At 51.5% G+C, this 21858-nt stretch carries 14 protein-coding genes; 11 read left to right on the top strand and 3 right to left on the bottom strand.

The window, feature by feature from the left end:
• The first annotated feature begins 95 nt into the window (after positions 1-95).
• Entirely contained in the window at positions 96-1463 is a 1368-nt protein-coding gene (locus AC51G0_RS17315; protein WP_496299956.1) for an MATE family efflux transporter, read from the top strand.
• 107 nt (positions 1464-1570) lie between these two features.
• Here the strand turns inward: AC51G0_RS17315 and AC51G0_RS17320 are convergent, their stop codons facing one another.
• Entirely contained in the window at positions 1571-2107 is a 537-nt protein-coding gene (locus AC51G0_RS17320) for an FxsA family protein (protein WP_496299957.1), read from the bottom strand.
• A gap of 466 nt (positions 2108-2573) precedes the next feature.
• On the opposite strand from AC51G0_RS17320, the gene aspA reads away from it, so the two are divergent.
• The 7 genes from aspA (at position 2574) to AC51G0_RS17355 (ending at position 12072) form a co-directional block, all read left to right on the top strand.
• A complete protein-coding gene (gene aspA / locus AC51G0_RS17325; RefSeq protein WP_496299958.1) occupies positions 2574-4034 on the top strand; it encodes an aspartate ammonia-lyase in 1461 nt (486 codons plus the stop codon).
• A 108-nt stretch (positions 4035-4142) separates the two neighbouring features.
• Complete coding sequence (locus AC51G0_RS17330) at positions 4143-5444, top strand: anaerobic C4-dicarboxylate transporter (protein WP_496299959.1); 1302 nt, start codon at positions 4143-4145, stop codon at positions 5442-5444.
• 613 nt (positions 5445-6057) lie between these two features.
• Positions 6058-6954, top strand: a complete 897-nt coding sequence (locus tag AC51G0_RS17335) for a LysR family transcriptional regulator (protein WP_496299960.1) — start codon at positions 6058-6060, stop codon at positions 6952-6954.
• A gap of 215 nt (positions 6955-7169) precedes the next feature.
• Entirely contained in the window at positions 7170-9032 is a 1863-nt protein-coding gene (locus AC51G0_RS17340) for a protein-disulfide reductase DsbD (protein WP_496301999.1), read from the top strand.
• A gap of 193 nt (positions 9033-9225) precedes the next feature.
• Positions 9226-9861, top strand: coding sequence for a response regulator transcription factor (locus AC51G0_RS17345; RefSeq protein WP_496302001.1), 636 nt, complete (start codon positions 9226-9228; stop codon positions 9859-9861).
• A gap of 229 nt (positions 9862-10090) precedes the next feature.
• Entirely contained in the window at positions 10091-10357 is a 267-nt protein-coding gene (locus tag AC51G0_RS17350) for a DUF4212 domain-containing protein (protein ID WP_496299961.1), read from the top strand.
• 11 nt (positions 10358-10368) lie between these two features.
• Positions 10369-12072 carry a sodium:solute symporter family protein gene (locus tag AC51G0_RS17355; RefSeq protein ID WP_496299962.1) on the top strand — a complete coding sequence of 568 codons (1704 nt, stop codon included), beginning with the start codon at positions 10369-10371 and terminating at the stop codon, positions 12070-12072.
• A gap of 112 nt (positions 12073-12184) precedes the next feature.
• On the opposite strand, the gene AC51G0_RS17360 is transcribed toward AC51G0_RS17355, so the two are convergent.
• Both AC51G0_RS17360 and AC51G0_RS17365 read right to left on the bottom strand, forming a co-directional pair.
• Positions 12185-15637, bottom strand: coding sequence for a hybrid sensor histidine kinase/response regulator (locus AC51G0_RS17360; RefSeq protein WP_496299963.1), 3453 nt, complete (start codon positions 15635-15637; stop codon positions 12185-12187).
• Positions 15638-15761: 124 nt separating this feature from the next.
• Complete coding sequence (locus AC51G0_RS17365) at positions 15762-16925, bottom strand: 3-phenylpropionate MFS transporter (RefSeq protein ID WP_496299964.1); 1164 nt, start codon at positions 16923-16925, stop codon at positions 15762-15764.
• 227 nt (positions 16926-17152) lie between these two features.
• Here AC51G0_RS17365 and AC51G0_RS17370 point away from each other — a divergent pair, with 227 nt between their 5' ends.
• From AC51G0_RS17370 to acs, 3 genes are all read left to right on the top strand, one after another.
• Complete coding sequence (locus tag AC51G0_RS17370; RefSeq protein ID WP_496299965.1) at positions 17153-18955, top strand: DUF294 nucleotidyltransferase-like domain-containing protein; 1803 nt, start codon at positions 17153-17155, stop codon at positions 18953-18955.
• A gap of 2 nt (positions 18956-18957) precedes the next feature.
• Positions 18958-19581 (top strand): 3'-5' exonuclease, encoded by a 624-nt coding sequence (locus AC51G0_RS17375; RefSeq protein WP_496299966.1) that lies wholly within the window; start codon positions 18958-18960, stop codon positions 19579-19581.
• 196 nt (positions 19582-19777) lie between these two features.
• Positions 19778-21727: an acetate--CoA ligase gene (gene acs, locus AC51G0_RS17380; RefSeq protein WP_496299967.1), complete on the top strand. Its 1950-nt coding sequence runs from the start codon at positions 19778-19780 to the stop codon at positions 21725-21727.
• Positions 21728-21858 lie beyond the last annotated feature (131 nt).

Consider the following 21858-nt stretch of genomic DNA (forward strand, 5'->3'; position numbering starts at 1 on the left):
CCCGAGGCTATTTTTTTCAAAAAATTCTCTGAGATTTTTTGCCCGGTCACACTCTTTGCTTTAGGGTAGGCGGGGATCCCAACACCGAGACCACTATGTCAACAGAAAGAAAGGCAGATAAACATGGGCTGTTGTCTGCGCCCATTCCTACCGTCCTGCGCAAGTTAACCGTTCCTATGGTGTTCGGGATGGTGGCGATCTTGATGTTTAACCTGGTCGATACTTTCTTTATTTCGCTATTGGGTACCGAAGCGCTGGCTGCCGTCAGCTTTACCTTCCCGGTCACTTTTGCCCTAAACTGCATCACCATGGGAGTCAGTGTCGGGATCTCAACCCGAATTGGTCGCCTGCTCGGCAGTGGCGATACCCATAGTGCGGCCCGCTTCGCCAGCCACGGGCTATTGTTGGCAATGATACTGATGATCATGGCATCCAGTGTTGGGTTGCTGACCCTCGAGCCGCTATTCACCCTCATTGGTGCCTCACCGGAGCTGCTACCCATCATCAAGCAATATATGAGTGTCTGGTATCTGGCAATCCCCTTGTTGGTGATCCCCATGGCGGGTAATAGTGCCATTCGCGCCACCGGGGATGCCAAAACCCCGGCCAAAATCATGATGCTGGCCGGGGTGATCAATGGTGTGCTCGATCCTTTGCTGATCTTCGGTTTCGGTCCGTTTCCTGAACTGGGCGTCAAAGGGGCGGCCATTGCCAGCGGGATCAGCTGGGCATTTGCGCTGGTCAACTCGCTCTATATCTTGATAAAAAGGGAAAAGCTATTGGCCTTGCCGCAGCTAAGGCTCGTCGGTAAAGACTGGCACCAAATAATGCAAGTCGGCACACCGGCCGCCTTGTCGAATGCCCTGAACCCCTTGTCCGGTGCCATACTGATGTCATTGCTCGCCATTCAGGGAACAGCCTCGGTGGCCGCCTATGGGGCCGCGATGCGGATAGAATCTCTGTTGGTGATTGTGATGATGGCACTCGGATCGGCGCTGATGCCATTAATGGCGCAGAATTTGGGGGCCAATAACCCTCAACGGGCTTTCAGGGCATTGTTTACGGCGATGCGTTTCGCCATCCTGTTCCAGCTGCTGATCTTCATTATGATGGTACCGCTCAGCTGGCCCCTGTCCTCACTATTTAGCCAAGATAGCGCTGTACAAGAGCAGCTATGGCACTACCTGATTGTCGTTCCGGTTAGCTACGGTATGCAGGCGGTATGTATGTTGCTGATCAGCGCGCTTAACGCAATGCACAAATCAATCCATGCGCTGGTGTGGAATTTACTGCGGTTGTTTGCCTTCTTGCTGCCCGCAGCTTGGCTGGGAAGCTGGATAATGGGTACAGAGGGGCTATTTATCGGTATCGCCGTCGCCAATACTCTTAGCGGTATAGGGGCCTACTTATATGCAGTTAGAATGCGACAAAGCATGTATGACAATTTAGCCAAATCCTGCTAAATCAACTCCCCTCCTTTTTGCAGGAGGAATATGAACAGTATTAACAAGAAGGCAGCCATTGGCTGCCTTCTCTGTATTCAACAAACTGCACCTTCTATTGAAAGGTATCAATGTAATCGGTGGTTGTTGTCATCATCTCTATTTTCGTCTTTACGCTCAAATTCACCGTCAAACACATCACCGTCAGAAGAGCGCTGCTTAGACGGATCCGAATGGTGGTCAAACGGCCCCTGGCCACTGAAACCCTGCCCACCGCCAAAACCGGCGCTAAAGCCCGATCCCATACCCTGAACCTTCACCCGGCTCATCAGCTGCTTGGCCAACATGGCACGCGGGGCAGGCAGCAAGACCAGCATCCCAAGTGCATCTGTCATAAAGCCCGGGGTCAATAGCAATACCCCCGCGACCGCCAGCATGACACCTTCAACAATTTGCTGCGCCGGCAGTTCACCTTGCTGCAAGCGGCTTTGCACCGACATTAGGGTCGCTATTCCCTGGCTCCGTACTAGCGATGCCCCGACAACTGCCGTCACCAGGACCAGTGCAATCGTTGGCCATAAGCCCAAAAATCCCCCTAGCTGGACGAACAGAGCGATTTCAATGATAGGAACAACAATAAACAGAAATAGTAAAACAGGAAACACGACTCACCCCTTTGTGGTTGTTGTCTGTGATAAACAGTTCAGCACTTCACGGCGAAATCGCCCCGAAGTCATCACTATACGTTCTATCCCTTAATATTGGGAATAATGAGGTTCTTTTCAACCTTCAGAGTGTACCAAAAGTTGCAACAATTAGTTACCTTAACCAACGCTGACATCACAAAACAGAAGCTTCACATCTTGTCACAATTGATCATTTATCGACATAAATCGCGAGCTAGTTGTTAACAGAAAACGTGATCAAGATCGTGTTTTTGTGCAAATGTTTTCAGTCAAATTAAAAAAGTGATCTGGGTTATGTTTTTACCACTAAAGGGGAGTATTATCAGCTTCAGACAATAGGTGTCAGGTACGATCATCTAGCCAAAATCTCTGCGGAACGGATTCTAAACTTTCAGAATTGGCTCAACATTTGAATTTTATTAGCAGATTCTACTAAGGCTACATCATGTCTCAGATGATTGATCTAGAAAAAAATGAAGCAACTCTAAACGTTGCAACCCGCATCGAAGAAGATCTTCTTGGCGATCGCCACGTCCCAGCTAACGCATACTGGGGTATTCACACTCTTCGTGCCGTTGAAAACTTCAACATTTCCCAAACTACTATTTCAGACGTACCAGAATTTGTTCGCGGTATGGTTTTCACCAAGAAAGCTGCTGCGATGGCGAACAAAGAGCTGGGTGTTATCCCATCAGATGTTGGCGAATACATTATCAAAGCGTGTGATGAGATCCTTGAAACAGGTAAGTGCATGGATCAGTTCCCGTCAGATGTTTACCAGGGTGGTGCCGGCACTTCAGTTAACATGAACACTAACGAAGTGATTGCGAACCTTGCTCTTGAGCTTATGGGCAAAGAGAAAGGCGAGTACGACATCGTCAACCCGAACGACCACGTCAATAAGAGCCAGTCAACAAACTGCGCTTACCCAACAGGTTTCCGTGTTGCGGTTTACAACAGCATCATGAACATGCTGGAAGCGCTGGAGTACCTTAAAGGTGCATTCGATGCGAAAGACAAAGAATTCGCCGATGTACTAAAAATGGGCCGTACTCAGCTGCAAGATGCCGTGCCTATGACCGTGGGTCAGGAATTCCACGCATTTGGCGTACTGATCAAAGAAGAAATCAAAAACCTTCGCCACACTGCCCAGCTTCTACTTGAAGTAAACCTAGGTGCAACAGCGATCGGTACAGGCCTGAACGCCGCGACAGGTTACCAGGAGCTGGCTGTTCAACGTCTTGCTGAAGTAACTGGCCTACCATGTGTACCTGCAGAAGATCTGATTGAAGCGACATCTGACTGTGGCGCATACGTAATGATCCACGGTGCGCTGAAGCGTACTGCGGTTAAGCTGTCCAAGATTTGTAACGACCTACGTCTGCTGTCTTCTGGTCCTCGCTCTGGCCTGAATGAACTAAACCTACCAGAAATGCAGGCAGGCTCTTCAATCATGCCTGCAAAAGTAAACCCAGTGATCCCTGAAGTGGTTAACCAAGTTTGCTTTAAAGTGATCGGTAACGACACCACCATTACTTTCGCCGCCGAAGCGGGTCAGCTTCAGCTGAACGTGATGGAGCCAGTAATTGGCCAGGCACTGTTCGAATCTATCGACCTGCTGAAAAACGCGGTTATCAACCTACGCGACAAGTGTATTGACGGCATCACGGTTAACAAAGAAGTCTGTGAGCACTTCGTGTTCAACTCTATCGGTATCGTGACTTACCTTAACCCGTTCATCGGCCACCACGAAGGTGACATCGTCGGTAAGATCTGTGCTGAAACAGGCAAGAGCGTACGTGACGTTGTTCTAGAACGCGGCCTTCTGACTGAAGCGCAGCTAGATGACATCTTCTCGGTACAGAACCTGATGCATCCAGAATATAAAGCGAAGCGTTACAACTAATAAAAACGCAAACGCGATAAAACCTGGCGGATTTTCAGGATGAAGATCCGCCCCCTTTTGCTACAGATTTCCCCCTTTTATTTTTTAACTTTAAGACAGGACAATCATATGATTGGTGTAGAACTCTTTGTCGTTCTAGCGTTCATTTACCTGGGCGCACGAATCGGCGGTATTGGTATTGGTTTTGCTGGCGGTGCTGGCGTATTGGTACTTTCTCTTCTTTTGGGTGTCGATGCAGGTAATATCCCTGTAGACGTTATCCTGATCATCATGTCAGTTATTACGGCTATCGCAGCAATGCAGGTTGCAGGCGGTATGGACTGGCTCGTTGATCTGGCAGAAAAATTTCTGCGTAAAAATCCTAAGCGCATCACTTTCTACGCGCCGATGGTCACTTACTTCATGACATTGCTTGCCGGTACCGGTCATACCGCGTTCTCTACCCTACCAGTGATCGCTGAAGTTGCTAAAGAGCAAGGCGTTCGCCCTTCTCGTCCACTTTCTATTGCAGTTGTGGCCTCACAAATTGCAATCACCGCATCGCCTATCTCCGCAGCGGTTGTTTTCTTCTCAGGCATTCTTGAACCGCTGGGAGTAGGCTACCTAACCTTACTGGCTATCAGTATCCCAACCACATTTGTGGCGTGTATGGCAGGTGCATTTGTTTCTAACTTCCTAGGTTGCGAGCTAAAAGACGACGCAATTTATAAAGACCGCCTGGCTAAGGGCCTGATCAAAATCCAGGGCGCCACCAAGCGTGAAATCCTTCCGACAGCGAAGCCTGCTACCTACATCTTTATTACAGCGATCATCGCCGTAGTTGCTTACGCAACCATGATTTCTAGCGCGGTAGGCCTGATTGAAGACCCTGCACTGGGCCGTAACGACGCGATCATGGTATTCATGCTGACCGCAGCGATGGCTATCGTCACAATTACTAAGATTGATGCCTCTAAGATTGCCAATGCAGCAACGTTCAAATCAGGTATGAGTGCTTGTGTGTGCGTACTGGGTGTTGCATGGTTAGGTGATACTTTCGTATCTGGCCACATCACTGAAATCAAAGAGCTTGCGGGTGAAGTCCTTGAGCAATATCCGTGGATGCTAGCTGTAACGCTATTCTTTGCCTCTATGCTGCTTTACTCTCAGGGTGCAACAACCACAGCCCTAATGCCTGCAGCACTGGCGATTGGCGTAGCGCCTCTAACAGCAATTGCTTCTTTCGCGGCAGTAAGTGCGCTGTTTGTACTACCGACTTACCCAACACTGCTTGCAGCAGTTGAAATGGATGACACAGGCTCTACCCGTATTGGTAACCTGGTCTTCAACCACCCATTCTTCATTCCAGGTGTGGTGACCATCACAACGTCTGTAGCACTGGGCTTTGCTCTTGGTGGTATCTTCTTGTAACAGAACCAGATTAACTGGAAATAATAAAGGCTGCCTTCGGGTAGCCTTTTCTTTTATAGGTCCTGGTTCCTGGTTCCTGGTTCCTGGTTCCTGGTTCCTGGTTCCTGGTTCCTGGTTCCTGGTTCCTGGTTCCTGGTTCCTGCACGACAGGCTCTCCGAACCTAAAAGATAAATCAAGATTTTGCTCTTCCCTAGGATCTGCTCTTCCTGCTTTTTCAAGGAACTAGGATCCAGGAACTCGTACCTTTATTTCGATAAGGTCGCTTTTTGACATAAAAGTAAGTAACCACTAATAAAACATATGGACTAGGCGTAACAACGATAAATTTGGTTACTTTTATTCAGGAAACAGAGAAAGAATTGAAGCAGTAAGAAAGGTAAAATGAAGGATTTAATGTCTCCGCCCCATCCTGAGGCGAAGACAGTGAACAAATACAGATTCCCAACGTATTTGTTCAGCCCGGTTAGCTCGTCAATCCCAACGTTCTATCCGGAGTCATGTCTCAATTTGCTACAGATCAGGCTTAAGACAGGAAAGCCTGCCCAGTTATAGTAGTGATTGAGCGAGCTAGGCGATAGAGGTAAAAGCGTGATGCAGCGATGCAAAAATGGTATGAAGTTAGACGACCTGCGCACCCTGATTGCGATTGCTCAACAAGGAAGTTTCAGAGCCGCAGCCAGTGCGTTAGATATTCCCCCGGCGACACTGAGCCGCCGGTTACAACGATTAGAAGATACCCTGGGCAGCCAGCTGGTGATCCGTGACAGTCGCAATGTATCACTAACCCCCCTTGGGCAGAGTTACTTTGAGCGTTGCAGGCCTCTGATTGACGAACTGGAAACGACCACCTCTGAACTTCAGGATAGCAGCGATGCAAATCCGCGCGGGGCACTGCGGATCTCTGCCCCGGTCGGCCTGCTGACCTATCGGCTGATGCCACTGTTCAACCAGTTCCTGGCCTTATATCCAGAAATCACCTTGTCGCTGACCCATTTGTCCAATCAGCACCATGACTACAGCCCGGAACAGTATGATGTGGTATTTCGCGTTGGCCAGCAGCCGGACTCCAGCTTTGCCGCTGCCAAAATTGGGGAATCACAACGGGTGCTGGTCGCCTCTCCGCTGTATCTAGCCAGACACGGCACACCTGAATACCCGCAAGATCTGAACCAGCATGCTCGCTTGGCCAGTGTGCCTGAGTTTGAGTGGGCACTTACATACAAGCACAGCACTGCACACCCGGAAACCATCTGGATAAACTCCCCGGTGAAAATGGCGATCGCCGATCTCAACAGCATCAAACAAGCAACCATCGATGGATTGGGTATCGCCAGCCTACCAAATTATGTGGTGGCCGATGCCTGTGAGCAGGGGCTACTGACTACGATGATGGACAACTGGTACTCACCACCGCGCCCAATCTATATGCTCTATCAGCGTCTTGGATATGTGCCGGCCCATATCCGCTGCTTCACCGATTTCATGCGTGATGCACTAACGTGTGAGTGATCACTCTCTTCATAGTTATCGCGCAGTGATCCGTGTTGATTTAACGGTAGATGAAACCAAACGCTGAATAACACGGTCTGAGGGAGTATAGTAATAAATCCAGACGGAATCGTTATCCCACTTCTTGGTCGCTCAAGAAGACTGACAATGCTTCCGTTTGATCTAACCCTTTCTGCATTTACAGGGATTCCCTGCAGACGAGTCTGACCTGAATGATGAAATTAAAACGATATAGCGGGTTCTCCCGTTTTCTTGCCCTTGTTGCACTAACAGGGATGTTACTGGCCAGTGTAGCCAGCCTGCCTGTTCGGGCTGAATTTTCCCTACCGGGATTTTCAGACAGCAATACCAACAAGTTTGTTACCGTCGATGAAGCCTTTCCTTTCAACTTCAGCCAGCAAGGAAATGTGGTTTACCTCGACTGGCAAGTGAAACCGGGCTATTACCTCTACCAGCACCAGCTGTCGGTCACCTCTGACAGTGCCGAGCTGGGCACCATCAATATTCCGGCAGGCCAGCCGTATAAAGATGAATTTTTCGGTGACGTCAACATCTATACCAAACCGCTGACCATCAGTGTTCCAGTGGTGGAAGCCAGCGATAGTTCGACACTAACCGTGCGCTATCAGGGCTGTGCCAAAGCCGGTTTTTGCTATCCACCGGAGATCCGCCAGGTACCGTTATCCGCCGTAGTAGCCAGCTCACCCCCAACACCACCAGCAAGCTCAAGTGAATCTGGCAACGCTAGTGGCAAAAGAGATGTTTCGCAAGTAAGTACTAACATCAATAACTTACAAACCGCAGTAGCCCCAGCCTCCGAGCAGGATCAGCTGGCCAGCGATCTGGCCGATCAGTGGTGGACGCCGCTGGTATTTTTGGCCCTAGGCATCGGCCTGGCCTTCACCCCATGTGTCCTACCGATGTACCCGATCCTGACCGGGATTGTGCTGGGCAATGGTCAGCTTAGCCATAGCCGGACGTTCCGCCTGTCATTTACCTATGTACAGGGCATGGCCCTGACCTATACCTTACTCGGCCTGGTCGTGGCCTCAGCGGGTATGCAATTCCAGGCCGCCTTGCAGCACCCGTATGTTCTGATCGGCCTGAGTGTTATGTTTGTCCTGCTGGCCCTGTCAATGTTTGGCGCCTATACGCTGCAACTGCCGAGCAGTATCCAAACCTGGCTCAGCAGCCTGAGCAACAAACAACAGGGTGGCAATACCGGTGGAGTATTTGCGATGGGGGCCATTTCCGGCCTGGTGTGTTCTCCTTGCACCACCGCCCCGCTCTCCGGTGCCCTGATCTATGTCGCCCAAAGCGGTGACTTGCTAACCGGTGCCATCGCCCTGTATGCGCTGGCTATCGGTATGGGGATCCCGCTAATTTTGGCAGCCATGTTTGGTAATAAGCTATTGCCAAAAGCGGGTAACTGGATGAACCATGTCAAAGTCTTCTTCGGCTTCATCCTGTTGGCCGTTCCGGTCTTCTTGCTTGAGCGTATATTGCCGCACAACCTGGTACCTTACCTATGGTCGCTGCTGGGTATCGCCGCCTTCGGCTGGCTGTACCATATCAAAAACACTCTGGCTGTCTCATGGCGCAGCAGCACCCTGGCGGTGATTGCTATTCTCGGCCTGTTTGCATCAGTCCAGCCGCTGTTCCAATACATGGCAGGCACAGCGCCATCACAAACCCAAGAACCCGTCACGGTTGAGTTTGAGCGCATTGCTACCATTGATGATCTGAACCTGGCTCTGGCTGAGGCCAAAGCCCAGGGCAAACCGGTAATGTTGGATTTCTACGCTGACTGGTGTGTAGCCTGCAAGGAGTTTGAAAAATATACCTTTCACGATCCGGCTGTTGCTCCGAAACTACAACAGTTTGTTCTGTTGCAAGCCGACGTTACCAAAAGCTCGCCGGCTGATATCGAGCTACTGAAAGAGATGGATGTACTCGGCCTGCCGACGCTGGATTTTTGGGATGCGAAGGGCAACCGCAATAGCAATGCCCGCCTGACAGGCTTTATGGAAGCAACCCCTTTTCTCAACCATCTGGAAAATCACCAATTGGTTCAGTAATTGAAACCTACAGTTACAGAGCACCTTAGGGTGCTCTTTTTCTAGGCTCATATGCCCCCTTCGACAAAAACGAAGCAAATAGTTGCAGCGCAACTGTACTAGTAGCCGATCCAGTTCAGATCTTGACTGTTAACAAATTGATCTACTCTATAAGCAGTGATAGCTTTATTAAAAACAATCAGACATGACTGCCATGGACGCTCAGTACACTATTGTTATTGCCGATGACCACCCGCTATTCCGTAATGCCTTGTTCCAATCAGTGCATATGGCCATAAGCGGTGCCAATCTGCTGGAAGCAGATTCGCTTGATACCCTGCTCTCCCTGCTGGAAAAAGAGCCGGACGTTGACTTGCTGCTGCTGGATTTGAAAATGCCCGGGGCCAATGGCATGTCCGGATTGATCCAGCTACGTAACCAATACCCAGATCTCCCCGTGGTGGTGATCTCCGCCAGTGAAGAAACCAGCGTCATACGCCAGGTCCGCAGTCATGGTGCATTTGGCTTTATCCCCAAATCCAGTGACATGCGAGCTCTGATCGGCGCACTGAACCAAGTACTGGAAGGCGAACCCTTCTTCCCCGAAGGGCTCGGCGACGAAGACGATGAGGTCAACGAGCTGGCCGAACGTATTGCTACCCTGACACCACAGCAATACAAGGTACTGTGCATGCTGTCTGACGGCCTGCTCAACAAACAGATTGCCTATGATCTCAATGTGTCCGAAGCAACCATCAAGGCCCACATGACCGCGATCTTCCGTAAGCTCGGGGTAAAAAACCGTACCCAGGCGGTGATCCTACTGCAGCAGATGGATCTGACTCAGTGATCGTTATCTTGCACACCAGTTTTTTTATTCGAACCGTTAGACCTTTGGCTAACGCAACATTTCCTTAACATCCTCAAACTTCTGCTTTGCTCACAAAATCGCCGCATTTAGGGCGATTTTGTCGTTTTTATCTCGACTAAAGTTGCACTGTTTCCTTGCCTGATCGTTGCTATTGTCATTACGTAACATTTTATTAACGCGATTTATAACGACGTGAAAGGAGATAACAATGGCGTTTGAATCCAAGGAGCACGCTCAAGCCTACTGGAAAGAGAACCTTGCAACGATGGGCTCCCTACTAGCCATCTGGTTCGTGGTGTCTTATGGCGCAGGCATATTATTTGTCGATGCCCTTAACAACATCCAACTTGGCGGTTTTAAGTTGGGATTCTGGTTCTCACAACAGGGTTCAATTTACACCTTTGTTGCCCTGATTTTTGTCTACGTGGTGCGTATGAACGCGCTAGATCGTAAGTTCAACGTACAAGAAGACTAAGAGGTTTAAGCATGGATATCCAAACCTGGACGTTTATTTTAGTAGGTATAACCTTTGCGGTTTATATCGGCATCGCAATCTGGGCCCGTGCCGGCTCAACCAGTGAATTCTATGTCGCCGGTGGTGGTGTTCACCCGGTAGCCAATGGTATGGCTACAGCCGCTGACTGGATGTCAGCCGCATCATTCATCTCAATGGCCGGTATTATCTCATTCGTCGGCTACGACGGCGGTGTGTACCTCATGGGCTGGACCGGTGGTTATGTACTGCTTGCCCTTTGCCTGGCACCTTACCTACGTAAATTTGGCCAGTTCACTGTGCCTGATTTCATCGGTGAGCGTTATTATTCAAAAACTGCACGTATGGTAGCTGTCTTTTGTGCCATCTTCGTTTCATTTACCTATGTTGCAGGCCAGATGCGTGGGGTTGGTGTAGTATTCGCCCGCTTCCTAGAAGTTGATATCAACATGGGTATCATCATCGGTATGGGTATCGTGTTCTTCTATGCGGTACTAGGCGGCATGAAAGGGATCACCTACACCCAGGTTGCCCAGTTCTGCGTACTGATTTTTGCCTTCCTGGTTCCGGCTATCTTTACCTCTATCATGATGACAGGTAACCCGCTGCCGCAAATTGGTATGGGTTCAACGTTAACAGGTTCGGAAACTTATGTACTGGATAAACTCGACGGGTTAACCACGGAATTAGGCTTTACCGCCTATACTGACGGCTCGAAGAGTATGGTTGATGTATTCTTCATCTGTGCCGCTCTAATGGTCGGTACTGCGGGTCTACCACATGTAATCATCCGTTTCTTCACTGTTCCTCGTGTTAAAGATGCACGTATTTCAGCAGGTTGGGCACTACTGTTCATTTCACTGCTATATACCACAGCACCAGCTGTTGCCGCCTTTGCCCGTGTCAACATGATTGAAACTATCAATGGCCCGGACATGCAAGGTGTCGCTGCAGAGCAAGCACCTGGCTGGGTTAAAAACTGGGAGAAAACTGGCCTAGTTAACTGGGAAGACAAAAATGGCGACGGCAAGATGTTCTACTCGGGCGATGATCGCAACGAGATGAAGATCAACCGTGACATCATCGTACTAGCAAGCCCTGAGCTGGCAAACCTACCAAACTGGGTGGTTGCCCTGTTGGCTGCAGGTGGCCTGGCTGCCGCACTATCGACAGCTGCCGGTCTGCTACTGGTTATCTCAACCTCGATTTCCCATGACTTGCTGAAGAAAGGCTTTAGGCCGAACATGACCGATAAACAAGAACTACTAGCCGCCCGAGTCGGTGCTGCTGTGGCCATTGTCGGTGCCGGTTACCTGGGTATTAACCCTCCAGGCTTTGTCGCGCAGGTTGTTGCCTTCGCCTTCGGACTGGCAGCTGCATCCTTCTTCCCAGCTATCATCTTGGGTATCTTCTATAAGAAGATGAATAAAGAAGGCGCGATTGCAGGTATGCTTTCAGGTATCGCATTTACCGCGTCATACATCATCTACTTCAAGTTCATCAACCCGGCAGCAAGTACGCCAGATAACTGGTTCTTCGGTATCAGCCCAGAAGGCATCGGTACACTAGGTATGTGTCTGAACTTTGTTGTCTCGATTGTTGTGAACAAGTTCACCGCCGAAGTACCGACAGAAGTACAGGATATGGTTGAATCCATCCGTTATCCAAAAGGCGCTGGAGCTGCACAGGATCACTAATACTGCCTCAATAGTCAGTGGCTAGAAACCAAAACGGAGCATAATGCTCCGTTTTTCTTTGCCTCCCGTTTGCTATCTCACCGACAGATAGCTGATCAAAATAGCCTTCCGCTTAGCTCGCCGCTTCCCTGACATGCTGGTTAAGCAGTGCCCGCAGCTTCAATGGCTTTACCGGCTTGCTGATAAAGCTGAAGCCGTGTCCCCGGATGGTCTGTTGGGTTTCTGCCGTTCGGTCTGCACTGATCACAGCCCCTTTGAAGGTTTTACCCAGCCGTAGGCTACATTGCTGCAATACCTGCAATCCTGTCTGTTCGTTAGCCAGGTGATAATCGCTGAGCACAAAATCAGGACGCCAGTCATCATCAAGTAACTGCATGGCCCCGGCGACAGTTTCTGCCAACCTGACCTCACAGCCCCAGCGAGTCAGCAGCGTTTCCATTCCCAGCAAAATATCGGGTTCATTGTCGACACAAAGCACCTTGATACCTGCCAGCGGTGCCGCCTTGATTTCGGCTGCTTTTCGCTGCGTGACCGATGGAACCGCAACACCACGCTGAACACTCAGTTCAAACACCGTTCCCTGTCCCGGCCAAGAACGCAGCGACAGCTGATGATCTAGCACCCGGCTGATCCCTCGCGCAATAGCCAGCCCAAGACCGAGGCCATGATCGACGCCGCTACGTTCAATACGGGTAAATTCATCAAAAATATCAGCCTGCTTTTCTTCAGGGATCCCCGGGCCATTATCCCAGACTTCGATCTTCAACTGGCCCTGTTTTCTCCGTACACCCAGCACCACTTTCCCATTCGGGTTATAGCGAAAGGCATTGGTCAGAAAATTCTGCAGGGCCCGGCGCAACAACTTGGGATCAGACACAATCACCGCATTGCTATTAATCACCTCAAACGTGATCCCCTGTTGGCGGGCCAATGCACCAAACTCCGCACTCAAGGTATTGAGGACATCGCTCACCGGAAACGGATGGACATTCACCTGTAGCTTACCCGCTTCAAGCCGGGAAACATCCAGCAGATCGCCAATCAGATCTTCGGCAGCCCCCAAGGCACTTTCAATATGGTGTGCTAGCTTGGTGGTTTCCTCCTCTTTGGCAACCTCCGTTAGTGATGACGAAAACAATCGGGCAGCGTTCAACGGCTGCATCAAGTCATGGCTCACCGCTGCCAGGAAACGGCCTTTCGAGTGGGCCTGCTGCTCCGCCTGCTGGGTGGCCGATACCAGCTGCCTGTTCAGCTGTTCTAATTCCTTGGTACGTAGCTTCACCCGCTCTTCAAGGTTCTCATTGGCTTCTTTCAATGCCTGCTCCGCTTTGCGGAACGCGGTAATATCCGTAAAGCTCATGACAAATCCGCCGCCGGGCATAGGATTACCCTGCACTTCGATGACCTGGCCATCCTGGCGGATCCGCGAGGAAGTATGGGCCGTGCCCCGCTGCAAATGCTCAACCCGCTTGGCGACATGCGCTTCTGGATCTCCGGGGCCACATAACCCTAGCCGGGCATTATGGCGGATCACATCGGCAATAGGGCGGCCGACCTGGATCAATCCAGGCGGAAAGGTAAACAGCTCCAAATAGCGCTGGTTCCATGCCACCAGCCGCAACTGTTTATCCACCACTGCAATCCCCTGGCTAATATGCTCAATCGCGCCTTGTAACAGGCCGCGGCTGAAATCAAATAACTCCGAGGCCTCATCGACAATAGTGGCCACCTCTTCCAGCTGCATGTTGCGCCCCTGCAAGGCAGACGTCAGCACCAAACGGGCCGAAGACGCGCCAAACACCCCAGCCAGCACCCGCTCGGTATGGCGGATCAGTGCAGCCGATGCCTGCTGCTGTGGCATCAGCTCGGCCTGATGCTGATCGGCAAACTGATGAAAGGCATAACGCACCCGCTTACGGCCAACAAAACGGGCAGCTAGCATCTCTAGCTCGGCAACGGTCACCCGGGTCTGGTACAAGCTGGCATTTTCAGTTTCAGGCAACGGTGCCCCTACAAACGTCGCAGCCTGCAAGCGCTCAGTCAACGACGTTCTGGTGGTCAGCGATACCGTGAAATATAAGGAAACATTAACAACTAAGCTCAGCAACATGCCCCAGTCGACGGCTGACAACTCATGCAGTATTGGCCATTGCGGTGGCGTTAGCAGCCACAGCAGCAGGTTAGTCTCAGCGCTACCTGCCAGCATATTAGTCTGGCCCATCATAGTGATCACCCACACTGCCGAACCACCTAACAAACCGGCATAGACGCCATTGCGATTGCCTTCCCGCCAATAAATGCCCCCCAGCAGGGCGGGGACAAACTGAGCGATAGCCGCAAAAGACAATAGACCTATGCCTGACAGCGACTGGATTTCATCTAAGACCTGGTGAAAACCCCAAGCCGCCATTAGCAACAACAGGATCAACGCACGCCGAACATTGAGTAACATCCCGGAAAAAGCATTGAAATTACGGCCCGATACCCGTAACCGCCGTAGCAGCAAGGGCAAAACCAAATCATTGGATACCATAATGGCCAGCGCAATCGTCGAGACAATCACCATCCCCGTCGCGGCGGACGTCCCGCCGAGAAATGCCAGTAAGGCAATACTGTCGGCCCCCTGCTGCAAGGGTAGGTTAATCACATAGGTATCAGCGGAAATGTGCGGCAGCATAGCCTGGCCGGCCAGTGCCAGCGGAACCACAAAGATCCCCATCAACACTAGATATAGCGGGAATACCCAGCGCGCCATATGGAGATCCTGTGCCCGGCTGTTTTCCACCACGATAGTATGGAACTGGCGCGGCAAGCAGATAATCGCCGCCATGGTGAGCATCGTGTGGATCAGCAGGCTACCGACATTCGGGGTATGTGGCTGCAGGTATTCCTGCTTCACCGCCTGCAGATCAGGCAGCTCAAACAACAATCCGACCGCAAAAACTCCGACAACCAAAAAGGCCACCAGCTTGACAATCGACTCGAACGCCACCGCCATCATCATGCCACGGTGATGCTCGGTAGTATCGATATGCCGGGTGCCGAACAGCACCGTAAAGACCGCCAGTGCCAAGGTCACCATCCAGGCGATATCGGCATCATCGACCCCGCTGTGCTGACCCAAATCTGGGGCAATTTGTTCCAGCCCCATGGTAATACCACGTAGCTGCAAGGCGATATACGGCAAGATCCCCACCACCGCAATGATGGTGACCAATACGGCCAACCCTTGCGACTTACCGTAACGCGCCGCAATAAAATCAGCAATGGAGGTGATGTGCTCGCGCTTGGCTATCAGGATCAACCGCGCCAGAATGCGCCAGCCAATGGTAAACACCAGGATCGGCGCAAGATAGATAGGTAAAAAGGACCAGATATCCTGGCTAGCCTGCCCGACCGTGCCATAGAAGGTCCATGAGGTGCAGTAGACTGCAATCGAAAGGCTGTAAATCCACGGTCGCCAGCCAGCCATCCATTGCGGTTTCTTGTCGCCATACCAAGCGATAATAAACAGCAGTACGAGATAAGCCAGCGAGACCGGCACGACGATCCATCCCTGTGCCATGATGCGTCCTGATTGTAAATAAGATGTAAGGCTATAGTAACGAATTCACACCCATTCTCTCAATCAAGACGATCACAGCTTTGGCTGAAACGTCTTTTTGCCGATCTCAATTCGCTATTGACGACTAGCAGCTAGTCACAACATGTTGCCTGGGCTGTGACTTGATCTTCATTAGCAATACCGGCGCACCCATCACGGCCATCAGCCAGAACAGGTCAGCTCCCCAGATCCCATAAAGCCAGCCGCTCAGCGCCGTCATCATAGCCATAAAGGCCCCCATCGGCAGCGCATTATACAGCGCCTGAAGAGCAACCATCTGATTGCTCTGAGCATGCTGGATATAGCGAATCGTTGCCAGGTGGCAGGCGGCAAACGTGATCCCGTGCAGGGCCTGGGACATCACGAGTATAGGCAGCTCTGTCATCGTCGCCGTTACTCCCCAGCGCACCATTACCCCAAGTGCAGCCAGGCGAAACATAGCCGATATACTCCAGCCCGCAAACAATCGCTTGCTCAGGGCAAAGACAGCCACTTCCGCTACTACACTGAAGCTCCACAGGTAACCAATCACAGCTTCGCTATAGCCCACCTCTTTCCAGTAGATAGCACTAAAGCTGTAATAAGCGGCATGACTTCCCTGCAGCAGCGCAACTGCGCCAAGAAAACGCAGTACCTGACGATCCCGCATTAGCTGCATCAGGGCCGGACGAGCCTGATCATGAGCGGCTTCTGACTGCGGTAAAATGGTTGGCTGGCGCATCGATAGCACAAGTGCTGCTACCAGCCCCGATGCTGCCACCCATGGGATCACATCCGGGGTATATTCTGCCGCCAGCAAGCCAACCACGGTTGAGCCAGCAATAAAGGCAATAGAGCCCCACAACCGGGTACGACCATAGTCTAAATGGCCATCTTTGGCATAGTGGTTCGCCAATGCATCAGATAGCGGGACAATCGGACCAACCAGCATGTTGTATATAACAGTAACGATAGTAAGTGCCCACAGACTTCCACCGCAATAAATATAAATAATACAACTAATCAGGGCGGCCAGGGCCAGCCAGCGCAGCGCCGGGATCAAATGTTCAGCCTTGTGAATGCGCGGGGTGATCACCAGGTTAGCCAAACAACGCACCCCAAAACCCAGCCCCAGCAACAAGCCTATATTCGAGGCACTCACTTCCAGATGAGCCAGCCATAACGCCCAAAAAGGAAGATAAACACCATAGTTAAAGAAGAAACCGAGCAGATACTGCGAGGTCCAGCCATAGGGGCTACTACGAAACATGCCAAGTCCTATATGCAGAAAGAAGAATAAAGAGCGCCTATTATGCCGAATTCACCACCGCCTCCCCAATGAAATTATCAGACAATTTTACTTCCCCTTTTTTCTGTCTGATCTCACTGTAGACTAAAGTCGTCTGGAGCGAATGCCTATCCTGGGCGACACTGGTTGCATCATTGCCAAACCTAATTTTCCAGTGCGCAATGCACTCAATAAGCCGGATGGTTGCTATGCCTGATAAGTTCGATACCTCACTGCCCCCCTTTGACCGCCTCAGCAATGAGCAGCAGCACCTGCTCAAAGAAGCGCTGGATGTCGCTTACTACCGGGTCGGTGACATCATCATTGATGCGGATGAAAAATGCACCCAGCTCTACATCATCATCAAAGGCAGCGTTGAAGAAACCTCGGCAGACAGCAACGAAATCTTCGCGCACTATACCGCCGACGATATGTTTGATGTCCGCTCACAAATGGAGCATCGCAGCCGCCATCGCTATACTGCACTGGAAGATACCTTGTGCTACTTGCTACCCCGGGCTATTTTTGTTGAGTTCTATCAGTCCAACGAGCAATTCTCCGCCTACTTTGACGGTAACCTTGCCCGCCGCCAACAATTGCTGGAAGAAGCACAAAGGCAGCAGAACCTGGCTGAGTTTATCCTGACCAAGGTCAATGACGACAACATCCAGCCCTGCCTGATCGTGCCGCACGATACCGATCTCAAATCCGTGACAGAGCAGATGCGCAGCAAAGGCATGGATGCGGCCTTGGTCGAGCTCAATACCACGCCACAATACGGCATCGTTACCCGTACCAACCTGCTTCATGCCGTGATGCTAGAAGCGCTCCCAGCCTCCACCCCGGTCAGCCAAATAGCGACGACCCCGGTTATCAGTGTTAATAAAGGCGACTTCCTGTTCAATGCCATGCTTGCCATGACCCGAAATAAAGTAAAGCGGGTCCAGGTTCTCGATGGCAACCAGGTGGCCGGGATGCTGGATCTGACCCAGGTTCTGAGCCTGTTTTCAACCCACTCACACGTCCTGACCTTGCGTATTGCCCGGGCCGAAACCATCGAAGAGCTGGCCATGGCAGCCAGTAGTCAGCACCGCCTGGTGGAAACCCTGTTTAACAACGGGATCCATACCCTGTTTGTGATGGAGCTCATCGCCACCGTTAACGAACAAATTATTGAAAAAGCCTTTAAGCTGGTGGTTCCCCCACACATGCATGAACACTGCTGCTTTATGGTGATGGGCTCGGAAGGACGCGGCGAGCAAATCTTAAAGACCGATCAGGACAATGCCCTGATCATCCAGGACGGGATCGACTGGCCGGACTGCCCGCAGGTCATGGCGCAGCTTACCCATACCCTGCACCAGCTCGGCTACCCGTTATGCCCTGGCAAGGTTATGGTCAACAACCCCAAATGGGTTAAGCACCAAAGTGAGTGGTTACACACTATTAGCGAATACGCCCAGGCAGGCAATGAAGCCACCATGATGGATTTGGCGATATTGGCTGACAGCCACGCCGTTGCCGGCAATCGCGCCCTGCTCGTCCCCCTGCAAACACACCTCCACCAGCAGCTGGCCGATCAGGAATTATTGCTGGCCACCTTCACCCGTCCGGCACTGAAGTTCAGCGTGCCGCTGACCCTGTTTGGCAAACTGAAAGCCAGCAAAGAAGGACTCGATATCAAGCGGGGCGGGGTTTTCCCTATCGTCCATGGTATCCGCGCCCTGGCGCTGGAACACAGTATCGAAGACAACAATACCTTCCAGCGTATTTCACAGCTCGAACAGCACAACGTTCTGGAACCATCAACGGCATCAAACCTGAGCGAAGCGCTTAAATTGTTTATCAAGCTTCGCCTGAGGCAACAGCTGGATCACCAGACCAACGGGCTACAGCAGCACCTCAATATCAGCTATCTCAGCCGCGCCGAGCGTGATTTGCTGCGCCACAGCCTGCATGTTGTGAAGAAATTCAAAGAATGGCTGGGTTATCACTATCAGATCAGAGACTAACTATGAATATTTTACGACGCTGGTGGTATCAGAATAAATTCAAAAGCAGCCCATACCAAACGCTGTTCGATAGCTATCAGGGTGATGAGCTGGTCTCGCTAGACTGTGAGACAACCAGCCTGGACCCTCATAGTGCCGAACTGGTAACCATCGCGGCAACCCGGATCAAGGCCAACCGGATCCTGACCAGCCAGTCCATTCACCTGACCCTGCGTGCGCCAGTCAGCCTTGATGCCGACTCTATTGCCATTCACCGGATCCGTCACCAGGATCTCCAAGAAGGGCTCGATGAGCGGCAGGCATTGACTGCCTTGTTGAAGTTTATCGGTAATCGGCCATTGGTCGGCTACCATATTCGCTATGACAAGACCATTCTCGACCGTTATTTCCAGCGTTTGTTTGATTTCTCCTTGCCCAACAAAATGGTCGAGGTCAGCCACCTATACCATGAAAGGCTCGAGCGGTTGCTGCCCAATGCCTATTACGACCTCAGCCTGGAAGCAATTAGTCGCCACCTGGATCTGCCCGTACCAGAACGCCATGATGCACTCCAGGATGCGATTACTGCCGCCTTAATTTACGTTCGCCTGAAACATGGTGATATCCCGACCCTCAGATCGGCCTGATCACATCTCGTTACACGACATCCTGCGCGGCGCAAGATTTTTAATGCAAATGCAATGTAACAGATGACTTGTCACGCTAATTTCTCTTCTCTCATCCTAAAGTCTAATTGTGACTAACCGCGATCTAGCGGAAGTTATATACCAAACTGAATTATCCGGTCCGGTACGGACATTGACGGAACACAAGGAGAATAGAATGAGTGAGGTTCATGTGTATCCAGTAAACCAGGAAATCGCAGCCAAAGCCCATATCAATGACGAGCAATACCGCGAGATGTATCAGCAGTCAGTGATCAACCCGGCAGGCTTCTGGCGCGAGCACGGCCAGATTGTTGACTGGATTAAACCTTTTTCCCAGGTTAAGAACACCTCATTTGACACCGGCCACGTCAGTGTTAAATGGTTCGAAGACGGAACCCTGAACGTGTCTGCCAACTGCATTGACCGCCACCTGGCAACCCGCGGTGACCAAACAGCCATTATCTGGGAAGGCGATGACCCATCCGATGACGCAACCCTGACCTACAATGAACTGCACGAGCAGGTCTGTAAATTTTCCAATGCCCTGAAAAGCCAAGGTGTACGCAAAGGGGATGTGGTATGTCTGTACATGCCGATGGTTGCCGAAGCCGCTGTTGCAATGCTGGCCTGTACCCGCATCGGCGCTGTTCATACCATCGTGTTTGGTGGCTTCTCACCAGAGGCGCTAGCAGGGCGTATTATTGATTCCAACGCCAAAGTAGTTGTGACGGCTGATGAAGGTGTTCGTGGCGGCCGTGCGGTACCACTGAAGAAAAATGTCGATGCCGCCCTTGCCAACGACGACGTGACCACGGTTGAAAAAGTCCTGGTACTCAAGCGTACTGGCGGTGAAGTCGAGTGGGATGACGCGCATGACGTCTGGTGGCACGATGCCACAGCCGTTGCCTCTGCCCACTGCGAGCCGGAAGAAATGAATGCCGAAGATCCACTGTTTATTCTGTATACCTCAGGATCGACAGGCAAGCCGAAAGGTGTGCTTCATACTACCGGTGGTTACCTGGTTTACGCGACCATGACCTTCAAGTATGTATTCGACTACCAAGAAGGTGATGTGTACTGGTGTACTGCAGATGTCGGCTGGATCACCGGCCACAGCTACTTGGTATACGGCCCGCTGGCCAATGGCGCAACCACCTTGCTGTTTGAAGGCGTGCCGAACTACCCGTCCACCAGCCGTATGAGCGAAGTTGTCGACAAACACAACGTCAATATCCTGTATACCGCCCCTACTGCGATCCGCGCCCTGATGGCCAAAGGCAACCAGGCGATTGAAGGGACTAACCGTTCATCGCTACGTATCATGGGCTCTGTGGGTGAGCCAATTAACCCTGAGGCTTGGGAATGGTATCACCGCACCATCGGCGACAGCCGTTGCCCGATTGTCGATACTTGGTGGCAAACCGAAACCGGCGGTATCCTGATCACCCCGCTACCGGGCGCCACCGAGCTGAAGCCCGGTTCGGCAACCCGTCCGTTCTTCGGCGTACAGCCAGCTATTGTCGATAACATGGGCAACATCCTTGAGGGAGCCACAGAAGGCAACCTGGTGATGATTGACTCCTGGCCTGGCCAGATGCGCACATTGTGGGGCGATCACGATCGCTTTGAGCAAACCTACTTCTCAACCTTCCAAGGCATGTATTTCACCGGTGACGGTGCCCGTCGCGACGAAGACGGCTACTACTGGATCACCGGCCGTGTCGACGATGTCCTGAATATTTCAGGCCACCGTATGGGAACGGCAGAAATCGAATCGGCCCTAGTCGCCTTTGATAAAATCGCTGAAGCGGCCATCGTCGGTGTTCCGCACGACATTAAAGGCCAGGCCATCTACGCCTATATCACCCTAAATAACGGTGAAGTCCCGAGTGCCGAGCTACATAAAGAAGTCAAAGACTGGGTACGTAAGGAAATTGGTCCGATTGCGACGCCAGACTTCCTCCACTGGACTGATGCCCTGCCGAAGACCCGTTCAGGCAAGATCATGCGCCGTATCCTGCGTAAAATTGCCACCGGCGACACCGGTACCCTCGGCGATACCTCGACATTGGCCGACCCAAGCGTGGTCGACAAGCTCATCGCCGAAAAGCAGAAAGTACTATAAGCCTTTCTCCTGCACTGATAACAAACCGCCTCCGGGCGGTTTTGTTATTAATCGGCAAAAATCCCAGCCAGATCGCGTACTTCCACCCTCAGGCAAGCTACACTATACAAAACCAAGCCACGCTGACACTC

The sequence above is a fragment of the Photobacterium sp. HL06 genome (assembly GCF_059552575.1).

Coding starts and splice junctions, on each gene's coding strand:
- AC51G0_RS17370 (WP_496299965.1), top strand. CDS start 17,153: ATGCCTGATAAGTTCGATACCTCACTGCCCCCCTTTGACCGCCTCAGC.
- AC51G0_RS17360 (WP_496299963.1), bottom strand. CDS start 15,637: ATGGCACAGGGATGGATCGTCGTGCCGGTCTCGCTGGCTTATCTCGTA.
- AC51G0_RS17365 (WP_496299964.1), bottom strand. CDS start 16,925: ATGTTTCGTAGTAGCCCCTATGGCTGGACCTCGCAGTATCTGCTCGGT.
- AC51G0_RS17350 (WP_496299961.1), top strand. CDS start 10,091: ATGGCGTTTGAATCCAAGGAGCACGCTCAAGCCTACTGGAAAGAGAAC.
- AC51G0_RS17330 (WP_496299959.1), top strand. CDS start 4,143: ATGATTGGTGTAGAACTCTTTGTCGTTCTAGCGTTCATTTACCTGGGC.
- AC51G0_RS17340 (WP_496301999.1), top strand. CDS start 7,170: ATGAAATTAAAACGATATAGCGGGTTCTCCCGTTTTCTTGCCCTTGTT.
- AC51G0_RS17375 (WP_496299966.1), top strand. CDS start 18,958: ATGAATATTTTACGACGCTGGTGGTATCAGAATAAATTCAAAAGCAGC.
- AC51G0_RS17335 (WP_496299960.1), top strand. CDS start 6,058: ATGAAGTTAGACGACCTGCGCACCCTGATTGCGATTGCTCAACAAGGA.
- AC51G0_RS17345 (WP_496302001.1), top strand. CDS start 9,226: ATGGACGCTCAGTACACTATTGTTATTGCCGATGACCACCCGCTATTC.
- aspA (WP_496299958.1), top strand. CDS start 2,574: ATGTCTCAGATGATTGATCTAGAAAAAAATGAAGCAACTCTAAACGTT.
- acs (WP_496299967.1), top strand. CDS start 19,778: ATGAGTGAGGTTCATGTGTATCCAGTAAACCAGGAAATCGCAGCCAAA.
- AC51G0_RS17315 (WP_496299956.1), top strand. CDS start 96: ATGTCAACAGAAAGAAAGGCAGATAAACATGGGCTGTTGTCTGCGCCC.
- AC51G0_RS17355 (WP_496299962.1), top strand. CDS start 10,369: ATGGATATCCAAACCTGGACGTTTATTTTAGTAGGTATAACCTTTGCG.